At 31.9% G+C, this 23963-nt stretch carries 15 protein-coding genes; 12 read left to right on the forward strand and 3 right to left on the reverse strand.

The features are described from left to right. Positions 1 to 537: 537 nt before the first annotated feature. The 5 genes from D1818_RS04040 to D1818_RS04060 all read left to right on the forward strand — a co-directional run bounded on the left by D1818_RS04040 (position 538) and on the right by D1818_RS04060 (position 14527). Complete coding sequence (locus D1818_RS04040; RefSeq protein ID WP_158597045.1) at positions 538 to 3459, forward strand: Ig-like domain-containing protein; 2922 nt, start codon at positions 538 to 540, stop codon at positions 3457 to 3459. A gap of 169 nt (positions 3460 to 3628) precedes the next feature. Beyond that, the gene (locus D1818_RS04045; protein WP_162897259.1) at positions 3629 to 5803 is read left to right on the forward strand and encodes a T9SS type A sorting domain-containing protein; all 2175 of its coding nucleotides are present in this window, start codon (positions 3629 to 3631) and stop codon (positions 5801 to 5803) included. 101 nt (positions 5804 to 5904) lie between these two features. Then, complete coding sequence (locus tag D1818_RS04050) at positions 5905 to 8973, forward strand: DUF5060 domain-containing protein (protein ID WP_118456520.1); 3069 nt, start codon at positions 5905 to 5907, stop codon at positions 8971 to 8973. 846 nt (positions 8974 to 9819) lie between these two features. Beyond that, a complete protein-coding gene (locus D1818_RS04055; protein ID WP_118456521.1) occupies positions 9820 to 12810 on the forward strand; it encodes an RICIN domain-containing protein in 2991 nt (996 codons plus the stop codon). A gap of 484 nt (positions 12811 to 13294) precedes the next feature. Continuing rightward, a complete protein-coding gene (locus D1818_RS04060; RefSeq protein WP_118456522.1) occupies positions 13295 to 14527 on the forward strand; it encodes a glycosyl hydrolase family 18 protein in 1233 nt (410 codons plus the stop codon). A gap of 62 nt (positions 14528 to 14589) precedes the next feature. Here D1818_RS04060 and D1818_RS04065 read toward each other — a convergent pair whose 3' ends face one another. Next, complete coding sequence (locus tag D1818_RS04065) at positions 14590 to 15873, reverse strand: cystathionine gamma-synthase family protein (RefSeq protein ID WP_118456523.1); 1284 nt, start codon at positions 15871 to 15873, stop codon at positions 14590 to 14592. 208 nt (positions 15874 to 16081) lie between these two features. Between D1818_RS04065 and D1818_RS04070 the strand changes: the two genes are divergently transcribed. Further along, complete coding sequence (locus D1818_RS04070) at positions 16082 to 16537, forward strand: Lrp/AsnC family transcriptional regulator (protein WP_118456524.1); 456 nt, start codon at positions 16082 to 16084, stop codon at positions 16535 to 16537. A gap of 27 nt (positions 16538 to 16564) precedes the next feature. On the opposite strand, the gene D1818_RS04075 is transcribed toward D1818_RS04070, so the two are convergent. Continuing rightward, positions 16565 to 17920, reverse strand: a complete 1356-nt coding sequence (locus tag D1818_RS04075; RefSeq protein WP_118456525.1) for an MFS transporter — start codon at positions 17918 to 17920, stop codon at positions 16565 to 16567. Between the two features lie 207 nt (positions 17921 to 18127). Here D1818_RS04075 and D1818_RS04080 point away from each other — a divergent pair, with 207 nt between their 5' ends. Further along, positions 18128 to 19102 carry a lipid A-modifier LpxR family protein gene (locus D1818_RS04080; RefSeq protein WP_158597009.1) on the forward strand — a complete coding sequence of 325 codons (975 nt, stop codon included), beginning with the start codon at positions 18128 to 18130 and terminating at the stop codon, positions 19100 to 19102. Between the two features lie 16 nt (positions 19103 to 19118). Here the strand turns inward: D1818_RS04080 and holA are convergent, their stop codons facing one another. Continuing rightward, a complete protein-coding gene (gene holA / locus D1818_RS04085; protein ID WP_118456527.1) occupies positions 19119 to 20123 on the reverse strand; it encodes a DNA polymerase III subunit delta in 1005 nt (334 codons plus the stop codon). A gap of 26 nt (positions 20124 to 20149) precedes the next feature. Here holA and D1818_RS04090 point away from each other — a divergent pair, with 26 nt between their 5' ends. The 5 genes from D1818_RS04090 (at position 20150) to D1818_RS04110 (ending at position 23957) form a co-directional block, all read left to right on the forward strand. After that, positions 20150 to 20593 (forward strand): type I restriction enzyme HsdR N-terminal domain-containing protein, encoded by a 444-nt coding sequence (locus D1818_RS04090; RefSeq protein ID WP_118456528.1) that lies wholly within the window; start codon positions 20150 to 20152, stop codon positions 20591 to 20593. A 133-nt stretch (positions 20594 to 20726) separates the two neighbouring features. Continuing rightward, the gene (locus D1818_RS04095; RefSeq protein ID WP_118456529.1) at positions 20727 to 21719 is read left to right on the forward strand and encodes a glycosyltransferase family 2 protein; all 993 of its coding nucleotides are present in this window, start codon (positions 20727 to 20729) and stop codon (positions 21717 to 21719) included. 100 nt (positions 21720 to 21819) lie between these two features. Then, positions 21820 to 22686, forward strand: coding sequence for an OmpA family protein (locus D1818_RS04100; protein WP_118456530.1), 867 nt, complete (start codon positions 21820 to 21822; stop codon positions 22684 to 22686). Between the two features lie 129 nt (positions 22687 to 22815). Next, positions 22816 to 23583 carry a DUF3108 domain-containing protein gene (locus tag D1818_RS04105; protein ID WP_118456531.1) on the forward strand — a complete coding sequence of 256 codons (768 nt, stop codon included), beginning with the start codon at positions 22816 to 22818 and terminating at the stop codon, positions 23581 to 23583. A gap of 5 nt (positions 23584 to 23588) precedes the next feature. Continuing rightward, a complete protein-coding gene (locus tag D1818_RS04110; protein ID WP_118456532.1) occupies positions 23589 to 23957 on the forward strand; it encodes a hypothetical protein in 369 nt (122 codons plus the stop codon). The last annotated feature ends 6 nt before the right edge of the window (positions 23958 to 23963 follow it).

The following is a 23963-nucleotide window of genomic DNA, read 5'->3' on the forward strand; positions in this document are numbered from 1 at the left end:
GCAAATTGAGAAAAAGTCAATACTCAAAGTCAAAACTAAAGAGGTAAATCATAAAATATTAAATATCAATTAGTTAAAAAAATAATGTTTACCTCTTATCAACCTACTAATGTTACCTTGATTACCAAAAATCAACCTTATAATTAAATTTAATAAACCTTCTTAGAGTAATTTTGAGTTAAGAAACTTTATAAATGTTACCAGATTCATTTATTAGTTGTTAAATCAAAATTCATAATATCTTAAAGAAAAGCCTATGTAAAACCCTAAATCTACACATACAAATACGATCTTTTCCCCCTAGTATTAACACGAATAGAACAACTATATAAATAAACTTAAGGTATATATTATTTGTGCCAGATTTTTATTTGTAAGAATGATTGTTCTTTTTAAAATTCATTGATCCTTTTCTTTAAGGATCTTAATATTAATACTAACGTTTACAAAATCATGAAAAAATTTAATTTGTATAGATATTCTTATCTATTAGTTCTCCTTATTTGTTGCTCATTTTATGGCAATTCGCAAATGATTATGCTCCAACAAATAGTTCCTGATAATACCGCAACCCACACAGCAATTAAATCTGGAAATTGGAATGACCCAGACACTTGGAACAGAGGATATATTCCTGGATTAGCATCTATTGTAGTAATACCAAATGGATTTACCGTAAATTACAATGTAAATAGTAACGCTCATATATTTGCGATACGGAACGAAGGTAAAATAACGTTTAGAGCACCTGGAGGTGCCAATAGAAAATTAATAGTCGACACGTTCTTTTGTGGTATGATGTCTGAGCTAGATATGCGGGCACAGAGCCCTAGTGATGGTACTATAGATATTCATTTTAAACCTTTTGATATAGAAAGAAAGAAAAGTGGAGGTATCAATGGTGCTCCATGGAACGGTCAGGCAAGAAACCACTACTCTGATGGAAGAAGAGTAAATAATCATTTTAATGGAAGATTGGCTAATGATGGTCCTGGTGTTCTAGGTAGATATGAATGGGATCCTGAACAAGCTAGTTTAGGTCTAATGACTATGGGAAAAGTTACTATTTTAGGACAAGAAAAAACTAGTTTTTTAAGAACTACAGAAGCAACCCCTAGAAGAGATAATAACGTATCATTAGAATCTGTGCCTGAAAACTGGGAAGTAGGTGATCAAGTAGTTCTATCTGGAACAAAATCGATTTTCAGAAATTCTATTGCTAATCCCACTAGATCCCAAGATGAGGAGTTTATAATCACCGCTATTGATGGAACCGATATTACTTTTGATCGTCAAACTATTTATGCCCATACTGGTATTGCGCAAGAAAACCTTTTTTGTCATCTATCAAATTTAACAAGAAACATCACCTTTAAATCTATCGATTTTACTGACAACAACAATAATAAAAATGATGATGTTACACGTCGTGGACACACCATGTTTATGAGAACTACAAATGTAAAAATACATAATGCGTTGTTTAAAGACCTAGGGAGATCTAACAAATCTAATATTCTGGATGATTTTAAGTACACTCTAGTTAGAACAGGTGAAAAAGATGAAGATGACAAAGATTTTGTAGAAATAAGAAATTTTGTAGAAGAAAAAGCACTACCCCAAAACATAGAAAACCAACGTGGTAGATATGCAATGCATTTCCATAGAATGAAAGACTCTCAAACCAGAATGGCAGAAGCACACGGATTAGCCGTTTGGGGTTCACCAGGTTGGGGTATGGTACATCACGATAGTCATGCTTCATTTAAAGATAATGTAGTATATTTTATCAACGGTGCTGGTATGGTAGCAGAAAGTGGTTCCGAAACTGGTATTTGGAAAGATAATCTTGTAACTACAGCCAGAGCTGATCATCCAAATTATTATTTTGCACAATTACATAGAGATGAACCCAGTACTATTAATGCCACAGTAGAACGAGTATTAGATGATGATTTTAGAGCAGGCGAAGCTTATGCACTCGTAGGGAGAGCTGTAAGGATGGTTAATAATGTAGCTGCTTCTTCTAGAGAGGCATATGCGTATGATGCTGCTGGTACTGTTATGACGTTAAGAGATAAAGTAAGAACTAATGTCTATCCTGTCGATATGTTTCCTTTGCAAGAATATGTAGATAGAGGAGCAGCTCCTTTATTAGAGTTTAAGGATAATGAAGCATATGGTTGTAGTAGTGGGTTTAGATCTAAATTTAGAGCTGAACAGGCATATCATCATAATTTATCAATAATAGATAATCATAGAGTCTGGAACACTAATAGAGCTTTATATATTACGACTAATTTTGGATATATGATTCGAAATGGAAAATTTTGGGATGGTAATGGTGCGGGTCTTCTAGGTGGTTCTACCGATAATTTATGTGTCGTAAATACGACCTACTATGATTGGGGAGATAAAGGTTTTACGGATGGATCAGGAACTCAATCGTCTCCAGATCATCAATTAAACTTTGTTAATGTTCGAATTCCAGGGTTTAATAATAATAGGATCTACCGAGAATTAGATAATACGAATAAAGAAGTGTATACCGCAGATGTACTCAATACGAATGTCGATATAGAATTAGAGCCTAATGCGCAAATGGACACTCAAATCAATGTAAATAGAGGAGACTTTAAAGTGGTAGTAAGTGGAACCATAACCGATCGTTTAGGATCCTACCCTTTTGGACATAGTTATTTTCGCCGTTTTCCTACGATACGAGAAAGAATATATGATTTTGAAAACATAGACAAACTCGATGATTATTTAAACAGGTATGGTATCGAAGAAGACTCAAGAGGAGTTTATACCACATTAACAGAATTCATTACCGATAGAGGAACAGGTGAGACTACTGGCGTAGATATAAGAATTAATATCATCGGAATAAACCCGGCAGATTATAGAACAAATGAAGCTCCTACTTTAACAGTACTACAACCCACAGAAGAGACTACTACCCTATTTGCTGGGGAGGATATTGTGGTTAGAGCAGAAGCAAATGATCCTGATGGAATCAAAGAGGTTAGACTATATGTTAACGGAGAACTAATCCGAGTAGATACAGAAGCTCCTTATAGTTGGAGAGCTAGTTCTGCGCTAAAAAATGTTACCGAAGGCAGTTATAGGATTAAAGTTGTTGCCATAGATAATAATGATCAAAGAACCAAAAAGATCATTAGACTTACTGCAATATCCCCATCACTGCGTGTTGCAGAATTTGACAATGAAAATATACCTGCTATTATGGTAACTCCCAACCCTGTTAAAAAAGGATCAAATATTACTGTATATCAAAAAGGAAATCTTTATCTAAAATTATACGATATAACTGGAAAAGAGGTCATGAAATTAGATGTTAATTCTAATGAATTAAACATAAATGCATCTGAACTATCTAATGGACTATACATCCTTAAATCAGATACCGCTACTAGTAAATTTATAATTCAATAAGAATATAAACTCAGATATAGGAAATTTGGTAACACATATAACCCTCAATTATATGTGTTACCAATACTATAGCTATTCGCAAAAAAATCTTAAAACCAAAAAATCTTAAAACCAAAAAAAATGAAAACCAAAAAAAATGAAAACCAAAAAAATCTTAAAACCCAAAAAAATGAAAAACAAAATTAATTACAGTTTACAACTAAACTTTACGATATTATGTATTCTCACAATACTATTATCTGCATTCAAAGGATCGTCACAGAATCGAATCAATGTATCGTTAGATTACAATCAATCTACACGCCTACAAAAGAAAGTATATGGATATAATGATGAGAACTTGAATAAACCTTATTATTCTACCAACAATACCTTTAAAAGTGTATACAATGATCTTGGTAAACCAACAGTAAGATATCCGGCAGGTACGGGATCTAATTATCTAAACATCAAAACTGGTTTTGCAAATAATTATGTAAGAGGAAGAATGACGCCAGAGGATTTTCAAAAACACGTTATTGAAACCAATGAAGGACTTAGGAGAAATGGAAAAGGTGAAAATGGGCAAGATTGGCGGGAATTTGCAAAGTTTGTTAAAAGTGAAAATCCAGAAGTTACTTATATTATAAATCTATCTACGATGACTTTAAATGAAAATCGAGAAGTTTTACAAGGAATTAAAAATATAGGAGCTACAATAAATCATTTCGAAATTGGTAATGAAGTGTTTTTTGGCTCTTATGAAACTCCTTTTCCCAGTGGTACTTTTTATCTCAGAAAAGCAAGAGAAGCTTCAGAAATGATTAAATCTATTTTTCCTGAAGCTAAAGTAGCCGTGGTATTACCAGCTAAATTTTATACAAAAGAATCTTTTTTAGATGGTCCTGCTCCTATTGGTAACAGACTAGAAAATTGGTATGAAGATGTTTTATCACAAGATTGGTATGACGCACTAGCTGTTCATTTATATGCTGAGACAGGTATGGAAAGTAATGTCAACCCTGCTAATTACATTCCTTATGAAACTTCATATACTTATGGTATATCTCACAACGACAATAGATTGCAAAGTACTTTTAACAGGCTTAAAAGAGATTTTCCAACAAAAAAAATATGGCTTACAGAATATCATACAGGAGGTTTTGGAGGTAATCTAAGGCAATATAAAATGAGATTATCCTATTTAGGAGGTCTCTTTAATGCTAATTTTATGATGAAGCTCTTCAGTAATCCTCAAATAGAATTGAGTAGTTGGCATTCTTTTCAACAATGGTTAACTTTTAGATCCAGAAGAGGAGAATTAATGCCTGATAATTTTGAATACGAAGAATTAGTAAACTACTCGTTTTTTAAGATGTTTAAAGATCCAGTAAAAAATTCAACAAAATTTATTAAAACCGAAATAGAAAATTCAAAAAAGTACGATGGTCTTGGGAGATTTGAAGGCCGATATGATGAAATCGATGCTGGCACTTTTTATAACCCAAATACGAAAGAAGGTTACACGATTATTTTTAATAAAAAAGAGAGTGCTTACACATTATCAAAATCTTCTTTTGAAAATAATCTTGATGGCGAAATTTTAGAGTTCAAAGAAATTACACCTGATAAAAATCAAAACCTCTTAAGGGCTATTAATGATACTTCAGAAGATGCTCGACTAAAAAAAAGTATTTCAAATATCAATCCAAATAGAGGATTATATCGTTTAAGACCATATTCAATGTATGTTGTGCATTACAAACGAGAACAAAACACAAATCAATCCCCCGAATTAACAATTTTAAACCCAAGAAATTTAGAAACTATTATAGATCCAGTATCAAACGTATCTTTAGAAACAGGAACCATTATCGAAGGAAATGACATTGTTATCAATGTAGCAGCTAATGATCCTGATGGAATCAAAGAAGTTAGATTATACCTTAACGGAGAACTTATTAGAACCGATACCGAAGCTCCGTATGGCTGGGGAGGTGCTTCAGAACTACAAAATGTTACGGGAGGCAGTTATAGAATTAAAGTAGTTGCCATAGATAATAATGGACAAAGAACCAAAAAGATCATCATATTGACTGTATTACCTCAATCTTTAAGAGGAGTTAGATTTGAAAAAGAAAATACAAGTGCTATTATGATAACTCCTAACCCTGTTTCGAAAGGATCAAGTATCACTATACATCAAAAAGGAAATCTGTATCTAAAATTATATGATCTAACGGGTAAAGAAATTATGAAATTAGATATTGATTCTAACGAATTAGACTTAGATATATCAAAATTATCTAGCGGAATTTATATTCTAAAATCTGATACCGCTACCAGTAAATTTATTATTCAATAATACTATTATTAAACACACAAGAAATTTGGTAACGCGCACAACTTATAATTATACGCGTTACCAATACTTTAATTAATTATAAAAATCTTAAAACCAAAAAAATGAAAAATACACTAAAATTCTTATTTCTTTTTATCGCGTCATTACCTACATGGTCGCAAAGTGATTGCACAGAATACGAAGAACAGAATGGACTTGTTATTATCGAAGCTGAAAATACGAAATCAGATTATGATCTATGGATAAAAAAAACAGATGTTGATGGTTATACGGGGTCTGGACATCTAGAGTTCACAGGAAATAATACCAGCTCTGGTCCTGCTAGATCACCACTTACATATACTTTCAAAATTAATAGTGGAGGTACGTATCAACTTCTTATGAGAACAAGGAAACGCATTACTGGTACTGATCTAGGTGATAAAAGCAATGATTGTTATGTACGCGTGGAAGGAGATTATACAGCTACTGGAAATGAGAATGATGCGCTTCTAGTAGATCTTCGAAGTGATACTAAGATATTTGGAGGAGAAAGAAACAGATGGGGTCGATCTAGGAAATTAGATGTAGATAATAGATTTAAGAAAAACCCTGTTTATAATTTTAAAGCTGGCGAGACCTACACATTCGTTATGTCTGGTCGTGCCAAGCAAAATAATGTAGATCGTATTATTTTTTACAAAAAATCAGAATACACAGAGGATCAAGCCTTTAACACCAACACTACTGAAGAAACAACCTGTTCTGATAACGGAGGTAGTCAAACTGGCACTGCAGTATTAAATACAACGAGCAAAGGTATCTATGGAGAACTTAAAAAATGGCATAGAGTTACTATAGCTTTTGAAGGACCTAATGTTTCTGAAACAGCATCAAATAATCCTTTCTTAAACTATCGATTGAATGTTACTTTTACACATACGAGTACTGGAGAAAAATATATCGTCCCTGGATATTATGCCGCAGATGGTATAGCTGGTAACTCTAGCGCTGATTCTGGAAATATCTGGAGAGTACATTTTGCTCCTTCAAAAAGAGGAGAATGGACATATAAAACGCAGTTTAGAAGAGGAAATAATATTGCTGTAAATGCATCTGTTACAGCAGGGAGCGCAGCTACCATCAATGGAAAAGCTAATGGAATTGAAACGGGATCCTTTTCAATTACTAATTCTAATAAAACAGGAAGAGATAACCGCGCTAAAGGACGTCTGGTATACGATGGAACTCGATATTTAAAATGGTCTGAAACTGGAGACTATTTTATCAAACAAGGACCAGATTCTCCAGAAAACTTTTTGGCATATCAAGATTTTGACGGAAATTTCAAATCAGATGGCATACAAGACAATAGAATTAAAACCTGGTCACCACATATTCGAGATTGGGAAGAGGGAAATCCTACTTGGAAAAATGGAAAAGGAAAAGGAATAATTGGAGCCATAAATTATTTAGTTTCAGAAGACTTAAACGCTTTTTCATTTTTAACCATGAATATTGAAGGTGATGATGAAAATGTATTTCCTTACATTCAATCTGCTAATAGAACTCGTCTAGATGTTTCTAGACTTGATCAGTGGGAAGTAGTTTTTAATTACGCAGATACTCAAGGGATGTTTCTACATTTTAAAACTCAAGAAACAGAAAATGAACTATTATTAGATAATGGAAACCTTGGAACTCAACGTAAATTATACTATCGCGAATTGATCGCAAGATTTGGACATCATCTAGCACTAAACTGGAATCTTGGTGAAGAAAATAGAGATCAAACAGATCAACAACGTAAGGATATGGCTCAATATTTCTTTGACAATGATCCGTATCGCCATCTCGTGGTATTACATACATATCCTAGACAAAAAGAACTTATCTATACACCACTATTAGGTAATAATTCTAAGCTTACGGGTTTATCACTTCAAGGAGGACAAGAAACTTTTGACGAAATACATACTGATGTATTAGAATGGTTACAAAAATCTAAAGATGCAGGTAAACAATGGGTAGTTTCTTATGACGAACCAGGAAGTGGAAGACACGGACTTACCAATGATAGTGAAAATAATGACGTAGGTCCTGGTAATTACAAATCAGGTAGACAAAACGTGTTGTGGGGAACCTTTATGGCTGGTGGAACAGGAAATGAATGGTATTTTGGAGGGGCATTTGACCAATCAGATCTTAATTTAGAAAATTACAGAAGTCGCAATACATTCTGGGATTATTCTAGATATGCACTGCGTTTTTTTAGAGATAATCAAATTCCATTTGCTGAAATGGAAAACAGAAACAATCTTATAGGGAATGCGTCAAATACCAATAGTAATGGATATTGTTTTGCAAAAACAGGAGATACATACATTATATATTTACCCAATGGAGGAAGCAAAAACTTAAATCTTAACGGAGTTACAGGCTCCTTTGATGTAAAATGGTATGACCCTCGTAATGGAGGAACTCTTAAAAATGGCTCTATCACAAATATAAGTGGTGGTGGTTCTAGAAGTATTGGAAACCCTCCTAATAACAACGCTAAGGATTGGACTGTGCTTATTACTAATACTAACAATGATGGTAATGAAAATCAATCCCCCGAATTAACAATTTTAAACCCAAGAAATTTAGAAACTATTATAGATCCAGTATCAAACGTATCTTTAGAAACAGGAACCATTATCGAAGGAAATGACATTGTTATCAATGTAGCAGCTAATGATCCTGATGGAATCAAAGAAGTTAGATTATACCTTAACGGAGAACTTATTAGAACCGATACCGAAGCTCCGTATGGTTGGGGAGGTGCTTCAGAACTACAAAATGTTACGGAAGGCAGTTATAGAATTAAAGTAGTTGCCATAAATAATACTGGACAAAGAACCAAAAAGATCATCATATTGACTGCATTACCTCAGTCTTTAAGAGGAGTTAGATTTGAAAAAGAAAATACAAGTGCTATTATGATAACTCCTAACCCTGTTTCGAAAGGATCAAGTATCACTATACATCAAAAAGGAAATCTGTATCTAAAATTATACGATCTAACGGGAAAAGAAATTATGAAATTAGATATCGATTCTAATGAATTAGACTTAGATATATCAAAATTATCTAGCGGAATTTATATTCTAAAATCTGATAAAACTAGTAGTAAGTTTATCATTCAATAATTTAACTAATAAAGTATTGAATAATGTCAATAAAAAACCGGATGCTTTCACATCCGGTTTTTTGTCCCCATTTTTATAACTAACTATTAGAATTTCCCCCAAAATTCTAATATTTTGTATCTCCCAATTTACAATTACATCCTATCTATGTATCGCATGACTACAGGCACTTGGAAGTTCTTTTAAAAATTCTCTTATAAATTTGAAATTAATTCTAAATGGTTTCATAATATTATTGTGTAAAGTTGTTGAATAGATCTTGATTTTTTTATTTAATATAAAAGTGATTTTTTCTGTTATCTAATGAAATAAGTAATAACGTTCATATTTCATTCTTCAATGTAATTGCTAACTATTATCTATGAATAGCGTGACTGCTAGCTTTAGGTAATTCTTGTAAAAAATCTAAAATAAAACGAAAGTTAATGCCCAGTAAGTTCATAATATTGTATGTGTAAAAATGATTAGTAAATCTTTTATTAATATCTCTGGTACAAATATACTTCAGGAATACACATCGTGCAATGGGGGAAAACACCCGAAATGACTAGTGGGATATCCCCTTGAAAAACATAACTTATTAAATAACAATATTTTAACCCCTTTCTTAATAGTATAATAATCTACATATTTCTTTGAATTATTTTAAAATTTTGATTTAATACCTTTCTTTTACTTCTTTAGTTGATAAATAATGTAAATCTTCAACCCCTTTTCAGATTCTAAAAAGATACAGATTTCTAATAATTTTACAATTTCCTCTAAGCTATAATCAAAATAGTAGATAAAAAACTACATTGTTTAAAAGGATTAATATTATATTACTTATCCCAAAAATAACCAGTAATGAAAAATAGTATTATATCCGGAATATACTTATCTATCTTTTTACTATTCCTAATTAAATTCACTGATAAAAATACAACTACCTATGTACCGATAACAGCCACCAATAGTATTATGATGCCTATTGAAGTTCTTGGAGAAGAAGGAATAATTGTAGAACGCATATTTACTGTAGATAACCAAACTCTAAATAATACCTCCAAAATTTGGTTAATGATTAATAACCTAAGTTACCAAAATAAAGGATCGGTAAAAATTAATGACAACCCTTGGCTACCCTTAAATCATAACACAACCGAAGTATATCAAAAAGAGTTAGCTTACGGTGGTATGGTATATGGAGGTTTTAATACTATCCGACTTACTATACCTGCAAATGGATTACAGGAAGGTACTAATACTATACAATTTAGATTTGACACATCTGATGGTATTTCTATAGGATATCGTGTTATCAAAATGAATTTAATAGATTCAAATAACACTAGACTTTTAGCAGAAAATTCTTTTATACAAGACACCCCAAGTAATTGGACAGCTCCAGATAATAGTTCTGTTCAAAATGGAGAAAATCTATGGTATAATAAAGATTTATGGAATCACTATACATTAAATAATAATGAGGGATTTTGGTATGGAAAGACTATCCCTAATAGAAGAACAATTAGAGCTAAATGTACAGACTGTCATACACAAGATGGAAGAGATCTTGAAATGTTCGGCTACTCTAACCTATCAATAATAGAACGTTCCAAATTCCATGGAATGACAGAACAAGAAGGAAAAGACATTGCTGCTTATATTAGAAGTTTATCATCAAATTCTACTGTTGGTAGATACGGAAGACCCTGGAATCCTCCTTATCAACCTGGCCCTGTACTAAAAGATATACCTATAGAACAATGGGCAGCTGGAGCTGGTTTAGAATGGGTATTAGAAAATGATGCCGATATGGCTCCTTATATTTTTACAAATGGAACTAGTAAAATAGGTATTCGAAGTGTTTTTGATTCTGATAAAATGGATGATCGAACTTTATTACCGCTTGCAATACAATTTCCTGATTGGAAACATTGGTTACCAATTGTACATCCTAAAGATGCATATACTAAAAATGAATGGTGGAATACTACCTTACCAGATCCTCAAAACCCTATAAAAAACTATGAAGTTATAAGGGATCAATTTGTAAACAATTATGATCCTAACAATATAAGTAGTTTTAATGTTCCTCAAAAATTACGGTATTTAGGAATCGGACTTGACGGAAGAACTGGTTTTAGATATTTCTACCAACATGGTGCAGTTGATACAAAACACTGGAGATCTGAAGGAGGAAATGCGAATCAACACTTAGCCGACGGTATTGATTTAGAAATGGCAAAAACCAGTATGGCTAGACTTCAGGCCGTAAAGTATTTTGAATTAGTGAATGAATTTAATCTACAGAATAAAGCACCTCAAACAGTTCCAAATTTAGAAGAAGATCAACCTCTGGAAAGACAATGGCCTGTAAAATGGTATTCGGTTTTTGAAGTCCCTGCTCATTTTACTTCAGACAATAGCAGACATTATACAGGTCAAGAGCATAAGACAGCCCATTATGAAACAACAGCCTGGTACAACCTCCAATTTGTAATTAATGGAGGAAATGGTTTTGTAGGAGGAACCACTCCTACAGACTTTAATTATCATACACCTTTTATGGGGTTCTCAGCATATTATTCTGGTATATCAGAACCAATTCGCCGTTTCTCTGCTATTAATCATATGTACCAAATACGTACTTGGTCAGGAAATAATGGCCCAGGAAATGAAGGGTTTAGAATATCCAATCAAGGTATATGGGAAATGATGGGAAGTAGTAATAGCAATCAGGAATTTCATGATCCTTCTTATGATATTGTAAAACAACTAGACAACATAGAAGCTGGTTTATCTGATAAGGTATTAGAAGCTATGCTGCTCCAATTTCTTAATGAAGCCGAAAAATATGATTTAAGTACTTGGCCTAGAACGGCAGATGGCGGAGACTATCAGTTAGATGCTGTTTCTAAGACAACAACAGATTTAATATCAGTTCCACATTTCGGAAACCCTAATCAAGGTAGATTATTATATCATTATGCCGATAAGTTTTATGATATTATCCCTAGAATTAAAGATAATTTTACTGTTCATTGTAGTATTACTAATAGAATAACAAACTGGTGTAAAATCGCTTGGCCTCTTATAGATTTTGAAAAATATCTAATCGGTAATTGCAGTGAAGAAGTGCTAGATTGCGATAATGCTGTGATTGAAGATGGGAGTATTTATAGAATAAAAACAACTCATGGTAAATGTATAAATGCTATAGAAAGTAATGGATATGCTATCACACAACAAAGCTGTAGTGATAGTAGTACTGGAAAATGGGACTTAGAAAATGCCGATACAGGATATTATTATATTAAAAATATCGAAACCGGTAAATATATGAGTACAACAGGTAATACTAATGGAGATCATATTGAAGAAGCTGCTTTTTCTGGTAATGATAGTCAACAATGGAAAATATTAGAAACAAACAATTGTAAATTCAATATTATAGCCAAAACTTCTAATAAATGCTTGGATCTAAAAAGTGGAAATAGTGCCGACGGAACACATTTTCAATTATGGGATTGTGTGACAAATAATAGTCAAAATAGAGAATTTAATTTTGAATTTTTAGAAGAACAAACCTTAAGTATAGAAGATTTAAAAACATCAGAAATCATATTGTTTCCAAATCCTACAGATGGTGTTCTAAATGTAAAAATATCTGATAATCATTTTGGTAAGTCTTTCCAAATCAACGTATATAATTTTACGGGCAAGCTCTTGCGAAAAACAACTGCTAATGAAAATCTGGTAAATATAAATTTAGAAAACATACCTTCTGGAAGTTATTTTTTAAAGATAATTATTGATAAAAAATCTTATAATACTTTTTTTGTGAAAAAATAAAGTTTAAACCACTTTTATATATCAAAATACCTCATATACGTACTTGTAAAGTTTTTTGATTACATAAGATTAAAAAAATCTAATACTGTTTTCTAAAAAAACAGCTTATATCTATTATCTGTGGATTGCGTGACTGCAAGCTTTAGGTAATTCTCTTAAAAAATCTAAAATAGAACGGAAGTTGATGTTTAATAGTTTCATAATATTGTGAGTGTAAAAATGATTCGTATATTTTTCTTTATAATTATAATACAAATATACTTCAGGAATACACATCGCACAATGGGGGAAAACACCCAAATTGTATAGTATGATATCCCCTTTACTTACACAGTCAACTTAAAAACAATTATTTACACAAATAATTAATCAATAAAAAGAAGCGTTTTATAACAAGATTTTATCTTAATTGCTACTAATAATATAAATATGAAAGGTATATCGTTATCTTTAATACGCACACTCATAGGTTATATCAATTTATATGAAAAAACTATTCTTTGCGATTTTTCCGTTAGCCCTATCAATTAGCTGTAACATTGATCGCACATCCAAGGATAATAGTGAAAACTCGCCAAACTCAATAGATAACATCGATTTTATTAGTCAGCGTCATTTACAAAATCAAAAGTTTGATACTCTTAATTTTAAAACAGAAGAACAGTGGGATAGTTTAAATACTATTACTCATAAAAAAGTACTTCATAAAAAAGGAAAAGTTCATCCTGATATTCGCACGTTTGGGTGGCATATCTATTCTAATGGTTCTACTTATAAAAACTATAATTTCTCTATGCTATGGGGACTCTCGTATTTTTCATACGCCGTTCAACCAGAAACTGGTAGTTATAAGAGTATTCATCAATGGAAAACAACCTCTTTGATTGATAGTGCTAAAACAAAAGGTTGTAAAGTTTTTTTTTCAGTTTCTAATTTTGGAAGTAAAAATAATACCACTTTCTTGAGAAATCAAAAAGCTCAGAATACCCTAATAGATAGTCTATCCAGTTTATTAGCCTTGAGATCCGCAGACGGAATAAATATTGATTTTGAAGGAGTTCCAAAAAAAGACAAAAAATACTTTACCAAATTTATAATTGAGATTTCAAAAAGCCTAAAACAAGAAAACCCCAACTATATGGTTTCTCTATGTCTTTATGCTATCGATTGGAATGATATTTTTGATATAAAAGCCGTAGATCCATATATAGATTTTTATACTTTGATGGGATATGACTATTACGGAAGCTTTAGTAAAAAGACTGGACCTGTTACCCCTTTTAAAAATAGTAAGAAATTTGGAAACGGTCTTGAAACATCAGTTAATTACTATAAAAACAAAGGCGTTCATTTTGATAAACTAATTGTTGGATTACCTTATTATGGCGTGGAATGGTATACTAAAAAACCCGAAACAGGCACAGTAGTTACGAAATTTAAATCTCACCCAAGGTATCAATCAATAAGACGATTATATATCGATTCATTAAAAATCCCCATACAATTTGACCCAAAAAGTGCCTCTAGTTATATCATTATCAAAGACGATACTAATCAATATAGACAATTATTTTTTGAAGATGTAAAATCATTATCTATTAAATATGATTGGATAAAGAGTAACAAGATCGGAGGAGTTGGAATTTGGGCACTGGGATATGATGATGGTTATTCTGAGTTTTGGGATCTGTTGACCGAAAAATTTTCGCAAGAATAAATTTTCCAAAAAAAAAGCTCAGATAGATATTATCTGAGCTTTCAAATATAGTGTTGTCTGTTCTATACAGTTTCTATTTCTAATGTACTAGGAGCTTCTACTTTTTCCAAAGCTTGTTCTAAATCCCAAATCAGATCTTTAGCACTTTCTACTCCAATAGACAATCTTATCAATTGATCTGTAATATTCATTTGCTGTTGCTGTATTTCATCTACACCAGCGTGTGTCATAGTTTTAGGATGTTCGGATAAGCTTTCTGTTCCTCCTAAACTTACCGCAAGTTTCATTAACTTAAGATTATTAAGGAACATAAATGCTTCTTTTTCTCCTCCAACAATATCAAAAGATACCATTGCTCCCGGAGCAGAACATTGCTTCTTGTAAATACCATGTGCCTCTGTTCCTTCTTTCAATAATCCTAAATAATATACTTTTTCAACTTTAGGGTGTTTATCCAAATAATCAGCAACAATCTGAGCATTCTGAGTTTGCTGATCCATTCGCACTTTCAAAGTTTCCAAACTTCTTAGCAATAACCAAGCTGTATGGGGACTCACCATATTACCCAAGAATGTACGTAATGTTTTTACACGCACCATCAATTCAGCGTTTCCTAATACTGCTCCAGCAATTAAATCACTATGACCACCAATATATTTTGTGGCAGAATATAATACAAGATCAGCGCCACACTGTAATGGATGTTGCCATAACGGTCCCATATAAGTATTATCAACGGCCACTAACGTTTTTCTTTCTTCTGTACTATACTTAGTGGCAATCTGACTAAACTTTTCGATATCCACAATATCATTAGTAGGATTAGCGGGAGTTTCTAAATAAATCATTGCCAGTTTATCAGCCTTACCAGAAGCTTTAATCATTCCCTCTACTTCTTCAATACTTTGGTTAGGCATCACTCCTATCGTATCTACTCCAATTTTATCCAAAAAATGATGAATAAAATGATCCGTTCCTCCATATACAGGGTTACTATACACCAATAAATCACCAGGTTTCAGAAACTCTAGTAATACCGTACTAATTGCAGACATTCCACTCTCGAAAACTGCACAATCATCTGCTTTATCCCAAAGACATAATCTATTTTCTAATATTTCCAAATTTGGATTATTGATTCTACTATAAATCAATCCTAACTCTTCTTTTTCAGATTTTTCTCGTAAACCATATGCTAACTCGAAAAAGGCTTTTCCTTCTTCAGCTGTTTTAAAAACAAATGTCGAAGTCTGAAATATTGGACATTTTATGGCTCCTTCTGATAACTCAGGTTTATAACCGTATGTCATCATTAAACTCTCTGGATTAAAATTGTGATCTTTCATCTGTTAAATATTGTATTGTTAGAAATAATTCCGGTTCTGTTTCTTCATTCTTGAGGAAAACTAGTATTTGGTGCAGTATAAAATTACATCTAAAAGAATTAAAAACCATATTTATATATTAATTAAGAATTAATATATAAATAATAATTAATTAAAAGAATTTTATCCTATTTTTGATAGATCAGCAGAATTCAAAAAGAAAAATATTATGGATAAAATAGATCGCTCCATCCTTAATTTATTACAAAAAGATGGTAAAATAACTATCAAAGAGATTGCAGAACGATTAAGCCTTACTACCACTCCAATTTTTGAACGGGTTAAAAAATTGGAACGTGAAGGATACATAAAATCTTATAAAGCTATTTTAGATAGAAAAAAAGCGGGATTACAACTCATGGTTTTTTGTAATGTTACTTTAAACCTTCACCAAACAGATTATCTAAAAAAATTCGAAAAAGATATTCAGCAATTTCCCGAAGTGGTTGAATGTTACCACGTAGCTGGTATGTTTGATTATTTAATTAAGATATATGCTGAAGATATGGAAAGTTACCAGCATTTTCTTTCTAACAAACTTGCTTCACTAGAAAATATTTCTAAAGTACAAAGTTCGTTTGTAATGACAGAAGTAAAAGATTTTTCGTTTTTACCTATTCCATAGAAATTACATTTTGACTTCATTAAAATATTAAGCAGCTGCTACTGTTTGATCAACTTCTACCGAAGCATTCTTGGTCAGAATATAATTTATGAATAGAAGAATAAGTATTAATAAAAATATTCCCGATCCGATTATAAAAATTGTTACGTCAATACTTTCGAACATAATTCCTCCTAGGACTAATCCAAAAATACTAGCTAAGCTTCCCATACTATTTCCATATCCCTGAATGGCACCTTGCATTGTTGAGTTTCCGGTTTTTGACAAAAGAGAAAGAAAACTAGGCCACATAAGACCATTACCTAAGGATAATAATGTATTTGCTAAATACAGTATAATAATACTGGGATTAGAAAGAAGGAAAAAACTTAGTGATAGTAGTACCGCTCCGATAGCGACTAATCTGATGTTAGGAACTTTGCCAGACAGAAAGGACAATAGTGGTCCTTGAACCAAAATCATAATAAAACTTGAATATGCCAGAAAGATCCCAAGATCGACAGCTGTCCATTCTAACATCGTAGAGGCATATATTGGCAATCCTGCATAAAATAAACTAAAAGCTAAAAATGTTAAAAAATAGATCGAAAATAATAATGGAATACCTTTTTGACCTAAAACACCTTTAAAGCTATTGTCACTTTTAACAACCTCATTTTCAATAGAATTTCCAGAAAAGCAATCTTTATGTTCTACCTGAAAAAACCTCCTAAAAGATTTGAAATTCAGATCTCCGGTATCTACCATACAAGGGTTACTTTCTGGTAATCTGATAAAAATAACAAGAATTGCAACAAGTGAAATAATAGCAGCTAGTATAATTGGTAGTATTTCTCCTAAAATGGTCGAAGCTAAAATTCCGGCAACTGCAGGCCCCAAAACAAATCCTAGGCTTGTAGAAGCTCCCATCATTCCAAAATTCTTATCACGATCTTCATCTGTAGAAATATCGGACAGGTAAGCATTCGCTACAGATACATTCCCGCCAGTAAAACCATCAAAAATTCTAGCAAGAAAAAGCAAAATTAAAGGAAGTGTCATCATATAACTTCCCGTAAATTCCGAATCAGAAGACCATAACTCAGTCTCCGGAAGTATTAAAGCTATCAAAAATAAAGTCCAAGCAACAAAAGTTCCTGCCTGACTAATCACCAATACTTTCTTTCTTCCTATCCGATCCGAAAGCCTTCCAAGGATTGGAGCTCCAATAAATTGAAAAAATGGATACATCGCCCCTAGAATTCCATAAATAAAACCATTACCACCTAAATCAGTAACTATAAATATAAGAATTGGAATTACAATACTATATCCCAAAATTCCTATAAAATTCACCAAGAGTATTGGAAAAATGCTTTTAGAAAAGAAGCTGAAAATTCTCATTCTATAAATTTAGTTACTTATGATTTTAATTTAGTTAAAATACCTTTAATAAACCTATATTAGTTTAAGACTTTAAAATATTCATAACAAGACTTTTAAATATTGAAGTAGATAAAATTTCTTTTTTTTTAAAAGTTAAATTATATAACGAATAAAAGAACGATTTATATTTTTGTTTTTTGAATTACACCTTCGCTTTTAATGAAAATGAAAACTACATTTTACTTTTTATTTATTTGCCTATTTATTATTTCTGCTCAAAAATCTCGAGCTCAAGAAAATAGCTACAAATCCGAACTAAAAGTAATTATCGACAATGATATTTTTGCGGTGTTCAGAGATTCTGACCGCTACTATTCTTATGGAATGGGATTGGAATATGCCTTCAAAACTGAAAAATTCTTAGGTTTACAAAAGCTATTTAAAAATAAAAAGAATTTATTTCACACATTAGGTGTAAGACTTGAAGGCTATACTCCATCACAAGTTAGAGCGTTTGCGTTTACACCAGAAATTGAGGATCGAGATGATTTCGATCGTCCATTTGCTGGTTTGTTGTATGCAACGTTAGGTACTACTTATACGTTCGAAAGATCCTTCTTAAAATCAGAAATCCTGGCAGGTGTTATTGGACCATCATCACAGGCAGGAGAAATACAAACTTGGTTTCACGAAAATATTACTGGTGATCCCGTTTACGATGGTTGGCAATTTCAACTTGAAGACCAATTTATATTCAATTTCAAAAATACTTTTGTATACGATTTTAATCCTAAATTCAGATGGTTTCATACATATTTAGGTGGGACGGCTCACGTAGGAAATCTTTATATCAGGGCCACTCCTTTTGCAGGTTTCAGGATTGGTAAATATCAAAGCATCTCCAACTCTAGTGGTTTTCATAATTCATTATTATTACCAAAGAAAAATTCTGAACTCTTCTTTAAGTTTAACATTGAAACCCGTTTTATAGCATACAATGCAACAGTACAGGGCAATTTGTTTGATGAAAAAGCATATGGTGTCGATGAGTTAAATAATATCTCCTGGCATCTTAGTAGTGGATTGTATTATTCTTTTAACCGTTTCTCTATTAACTTTATTTATCTGTGGTCTACCGGCGTTTTGAATGACACTGAAAATCATGGATATGGAACATTTAATGTTGCATATAGGTTTTAATTGAATATAACCAAACTTATCCCATTATTTTTACTAAAAGCTCTTTAAGAATGTCCCCTGGAGGAAGATTTACAGCTCCTACTCCTTTACTCTTAACATCAGCCTCTCTTAACAATGCTATAATTTGGCTTACCTTTTTCATTGGATAATTACGTGCAGCATCCGAGTAATCACTCACGAAGTATGGATTGATTCGTAACGCACTTGCAACGTTGCCTTTAGATTTATCAGATAATCCGTGGTATTGTAATACCTGAGAAAAGAAACTGTATAATAAAGATATGGTAACTACCAAAGGATTGTCTTTTGGATTCTGAGCAAAATAATTGATAATTCGATGAGCTTTCAATACATCTCGCATCCCTATTGCCTTTCGTAATTCGAAATTATTAAACTCTTTACTGATTCCAATATTTTCTTCAATTTTATCAGCAGTAATCTGTTCTCCCTTAGGTATGATCAACTTCAGCTTTTCTAATTCATTATTGATCTTACTTAAATCAGTACCTAAAAATTCTACCAACATCTGTGAAGCCTTTGGTTCAATATCATATTTTGCTCCGGCCAAAACTCTTCTGATCCAATCAGAGACCTGATTTTCATAGAGTTTTTTACTTTCAAATATCACACCATTTTTGGCAACTATTTTATAAAGTTTTTTACGTTTATCAATTTTCTTGTACTTATAACAAATTACTAAAATAGTAGTAGGTTGAGGATTTTCTGCATAATCTGCCAGTTTCTCTATAGTTCTAGATAAATCTTGCCCTTCTTTTACAATCACCACCTGTCGCTCGGCCATCATAGGATACCGCTTAGCATTAGACACAATATCGTCTATACTCACATCACGACCATACAACACCATCTGGTTAAAACCCTTCTCCTCTTCTGCGAGTACATTCTTATCAATATATTCTGAAATTCTATCAATATAATATGGCTCTTCACCCATCAAAAAATAAATAGGCTTGATATTTCCATTCTTTATATCGCTTACAATCTGTTTTACTTCATCCATTCAGAAAAAATCATCAAATTTGTGGTATGCAAAACCTTAATTTTCCAGCATACCAGTTCAGGTTCAAAAGTAGCGAAAATAAAGTTTCTATTTTTGACAGAATTCGCAAAAAATTCATTGTTCTAACTCCAGAAGAATGGGTAAGACAGCATACCATACATTACCTCATAGAAGAAAAAAAATATCCAGAAAGTCTGATTAATGTAGAAAAGCTGGTAAAAGTTAATGACATGAATAAAAGGTACGATATCATCATATTTAATCCAGATGGTACTATTTATCTTATCATAGAATGTAAATCACATTCTGTAAAAATCACTCAAGAAGTTTTTGATCAGATTGCCCGTTATAACCTTTCTCTGAATGCAGAATATCTTATGATTACCAATGGGATGAATCATTATTATTGTCAAATGGACTATAATGAAAAACGATATACCTTTCTAAAGGATATTCCAAATTATAAATAAAATAGTTGCTTTTAAAGTATGGTATTCAGAATTTTCTTATCATATTTTTTAATTATTGAAATAAAAATATTGATTATCAAATTTGAGTCTTTGAAGCTTTGAAACTCTAAATTAAAGGTATTTATTTGTAATCGTGAATATAGCTGTCGTCATATTAAATTGGAATGGACGTTCATTATTAGAACAATTCCTTCCCTCTGTTATAAAAAATTCTAAAGAAGCAACAATTTATATTGCTGATAATGCTTCTTCTGATGACTCTGTTGAATACATTAAAACATCTTTTCCTGAAATTAAAATTATCCAAAACGAAATAAATGGTGGATATGCTAAGGGGTATAATGATGCCTTAGCAAAAATTGATGCCGATGTTTACTGTTTACTAAATAGCGATGTAGAAGTTACTGAAAACTGGCTTATTCCAATTATAAAAGCTTTTGAAATATCAGAAAACACTGCCGCAATACAACCAAAAATACTTGATTACAAAAAGAAGAATTACTTCGAATATGCTGGTGCAGCAGGAGGTTTTATGGACAAATTAGGGTATCCATATTGTCGAGGAAGAATTTTTGAAACGCTCGAAGAGGACAAAGGACAGTATAATGATACATTAGATATTTTCTGGGCAAGCGGTGCTTGTTTGTTTATTCGTAAATCAGTTTTTGAAGAAGTAGGAAAGTTAGATGAAGATTTTTTTGCACATCAGGAGGAAATCGATCTCTGCTGGCGTATACGAAATCACGGGTATGACATTCAATATATTGGTGTTTCTGAGGTATACCATCTTGGTGGAGCTACATTAGAAGTTATGAATCCTAGAAAAACTTTTCTAAATTTCAGGAATAATTTACTAATGATGGTTAAAAATACTTCTGGAGGATCCATTTGGATTATTATCTTTATCAGAATGATATTAGATGGAGTTGCAGGATTTAAATATATATTAGAAGGAAAACCATCGCATTGTTTAGCAATTCTTAAAGCTCATTTTGGCTTTTATAAAAAATTGCTGACTTTTGTTAATAAACGAAAAAAATCAAGGGATAGAAGGAAATATTATTCCATTTCTTCCGTTGTATGGCAGTATTATATTTTGAACAAAAAACTATTTAACCATTTGTAAGGTTATATTCATTAAATTATTGTTAACAGCACGTAATTGCGTCACATTTTTGATAATTTTGAGTTATATAACCAGAATAAGACTAAAAACACGTTTTCTAATGAAAAAAGTAATGATTATCGGAGCTTCAATGGCCGTACTTTTATCTTCTTGTGTATCACAGAAGAAATTTACAGATCTAGAAGCAAAACAAAAAGAAACCCAAGATTTATTAAATACAGCTACTGTAAAATTGAATAGCTGCCTTGAGGAAAAAGCAAGCGAAAGCTCTGAATTAAAAGTTCTTAGAGATCAAGTATCAAATCTTAAGAATCAGAACTCTGCTCTATTAAACAATGTAGGTAATCTTGCTACTCTATCAACTAAAGAAGCAGAAAACTTAGAAAGATCTTTAGAAAGTATTAAAGAAAAAGATCTTCAGATTAAAACGATGAATGATGCATTGAATAAGAAAGATTCTGTGACTTTAGCATTGGTGACAAGTCTAAAAGGAGCATTAGGTAACCTTGCAGATGAAGATATTCAAGTAAATGTAGAAAAAGGTGTAGTGTATGTTTCTATTTCTGACAAGTTATTATTCAAAAGCGGAAGTTATAACGTTTCTACAAGAGCTCGTGAAGTGCTAGGTAAAGTTGCCAAAGTAGTAAACGATAAACCGGATATCGAATTTTTAGTAGAAGGACATACAGATAATGTTCCAATTAAAAATAAAGTATTGTTAGATAACTGGGATCTTAGTGTAAAAAGAGCGACCTCTGTTGTTCGAGTATTACAAAATGATTTCAAAGTAGATCCTAAACGTATGACTGCTGCAGGAAGAAGTTATTATGTGCCTGTTGCAGATAATAATAGTTCTGCTAATAAAGCTAAAAACAGACGTACCAGAATCGTAGTACTTCCTAAATTAGATCAGTTCTACAACATGATCGAAGACGGAATGAAAAAAGCTTCTGAAGGAGGTAATTAAAAAAGAATAAAGTATTTTTGAAAAGGGTTAATTTAACGATTAACCCTTTTTTTAAGCCATTATATTAAACAATGGTATGGAAATTGTTGTAGGTCGATTAAAATATAGAGATTAACTATTTTAAGAATAATGAAAAAACTATTTATCCTTGTATTACTACTTTCTTTAGGAACTGTAAAAGCGCAAACAACAGCAAATACTTCTATTGGAGAAAATGAAAAATTAGTATACACAGCTTCTTACAATATGTCTGGATTGTTAACAAATCTGGCACAAGTTACCATGCAAACTACCAGAGTAAACACTGGAAAAAGCAATTACTTAAGACTTAAGTGTAATGCAGCTACATATTCTAAATGGGATTCTTTTTTTAAAATTAGAGATGTATATGAGGCTTATGTAAATCCTTCTAATCTAAAACCGTATTTGTATAAAAGGGATATCAACGAAGGAGGATATATCAAAAAAGAAAAATATGTGTATAGCTATAAAAGCAAAACTATAAAAGCTACTATGCAAAAGAAAAAAGAACCCAATACAAAAAAGCTTAAAATGGGTAACAATACATTTGACGTAGTTTCTACGCTATATCATATTCGAAATATGGATATTGGAAAAGCACCTGTAGGAACCAATCAAAAAATGACCATATTGTTTGATAGAAAACCACAAACTGTATATTTAAAATTATTGGGCAAAGAAACAATTAGTACCAAAACAATGGGTAATAAAGAGTGTTATAAAATTGCTGTTAACAATGATGCGCTTAAAGGAACAAATAAAAATATTGTATATCTTACGGCAGATGGCAATAAGGTTCCTGTATTGATTAAGTTTAGTATCCCCGCTGGTACTGGACAATTGACATTAACTGAAGCTTCTGGACTAAAAAATTAACTTCTATGAGAATTGTACTAATATCTATTGCTGCCATAGCAGCTTTCTTAGGAATTATCATGGCAATACTTCCGTTTGGTACTATTGGTGTTTTACCGGGTATCGTTGCTATAATATCTGGTTTTGGAGCTTATTTCTTATCTAAAAAGCAATTAAAACCACAAAAGTTATCTCTTCTATTTTTAACCATTGGAGTATTAGTAATAGTTGCTAGTGGATCCAAATCATTCTGGGTAAAGGATGAAGTAGCCGTAGATGAAGAGTTTCAACAAAAAGAAGAGCAAAGTAAAGAAGAAGCTATAGAAGAGCTTAAAGAAATTGAAAGTGAGCTTGAAGAAATCGAAGACGATCTCGAAGAAATTGAATCCGAATAATCAATA

The sequence above is a fragment of the Aquimarina sp. BL5 genome (assembly GCF_003443675.1).
Lineage (GTDB): Bacteria > Bacteroidota > Bacteroidia > Flavobacteriales > Flavobacteriaceae > Aquimarina.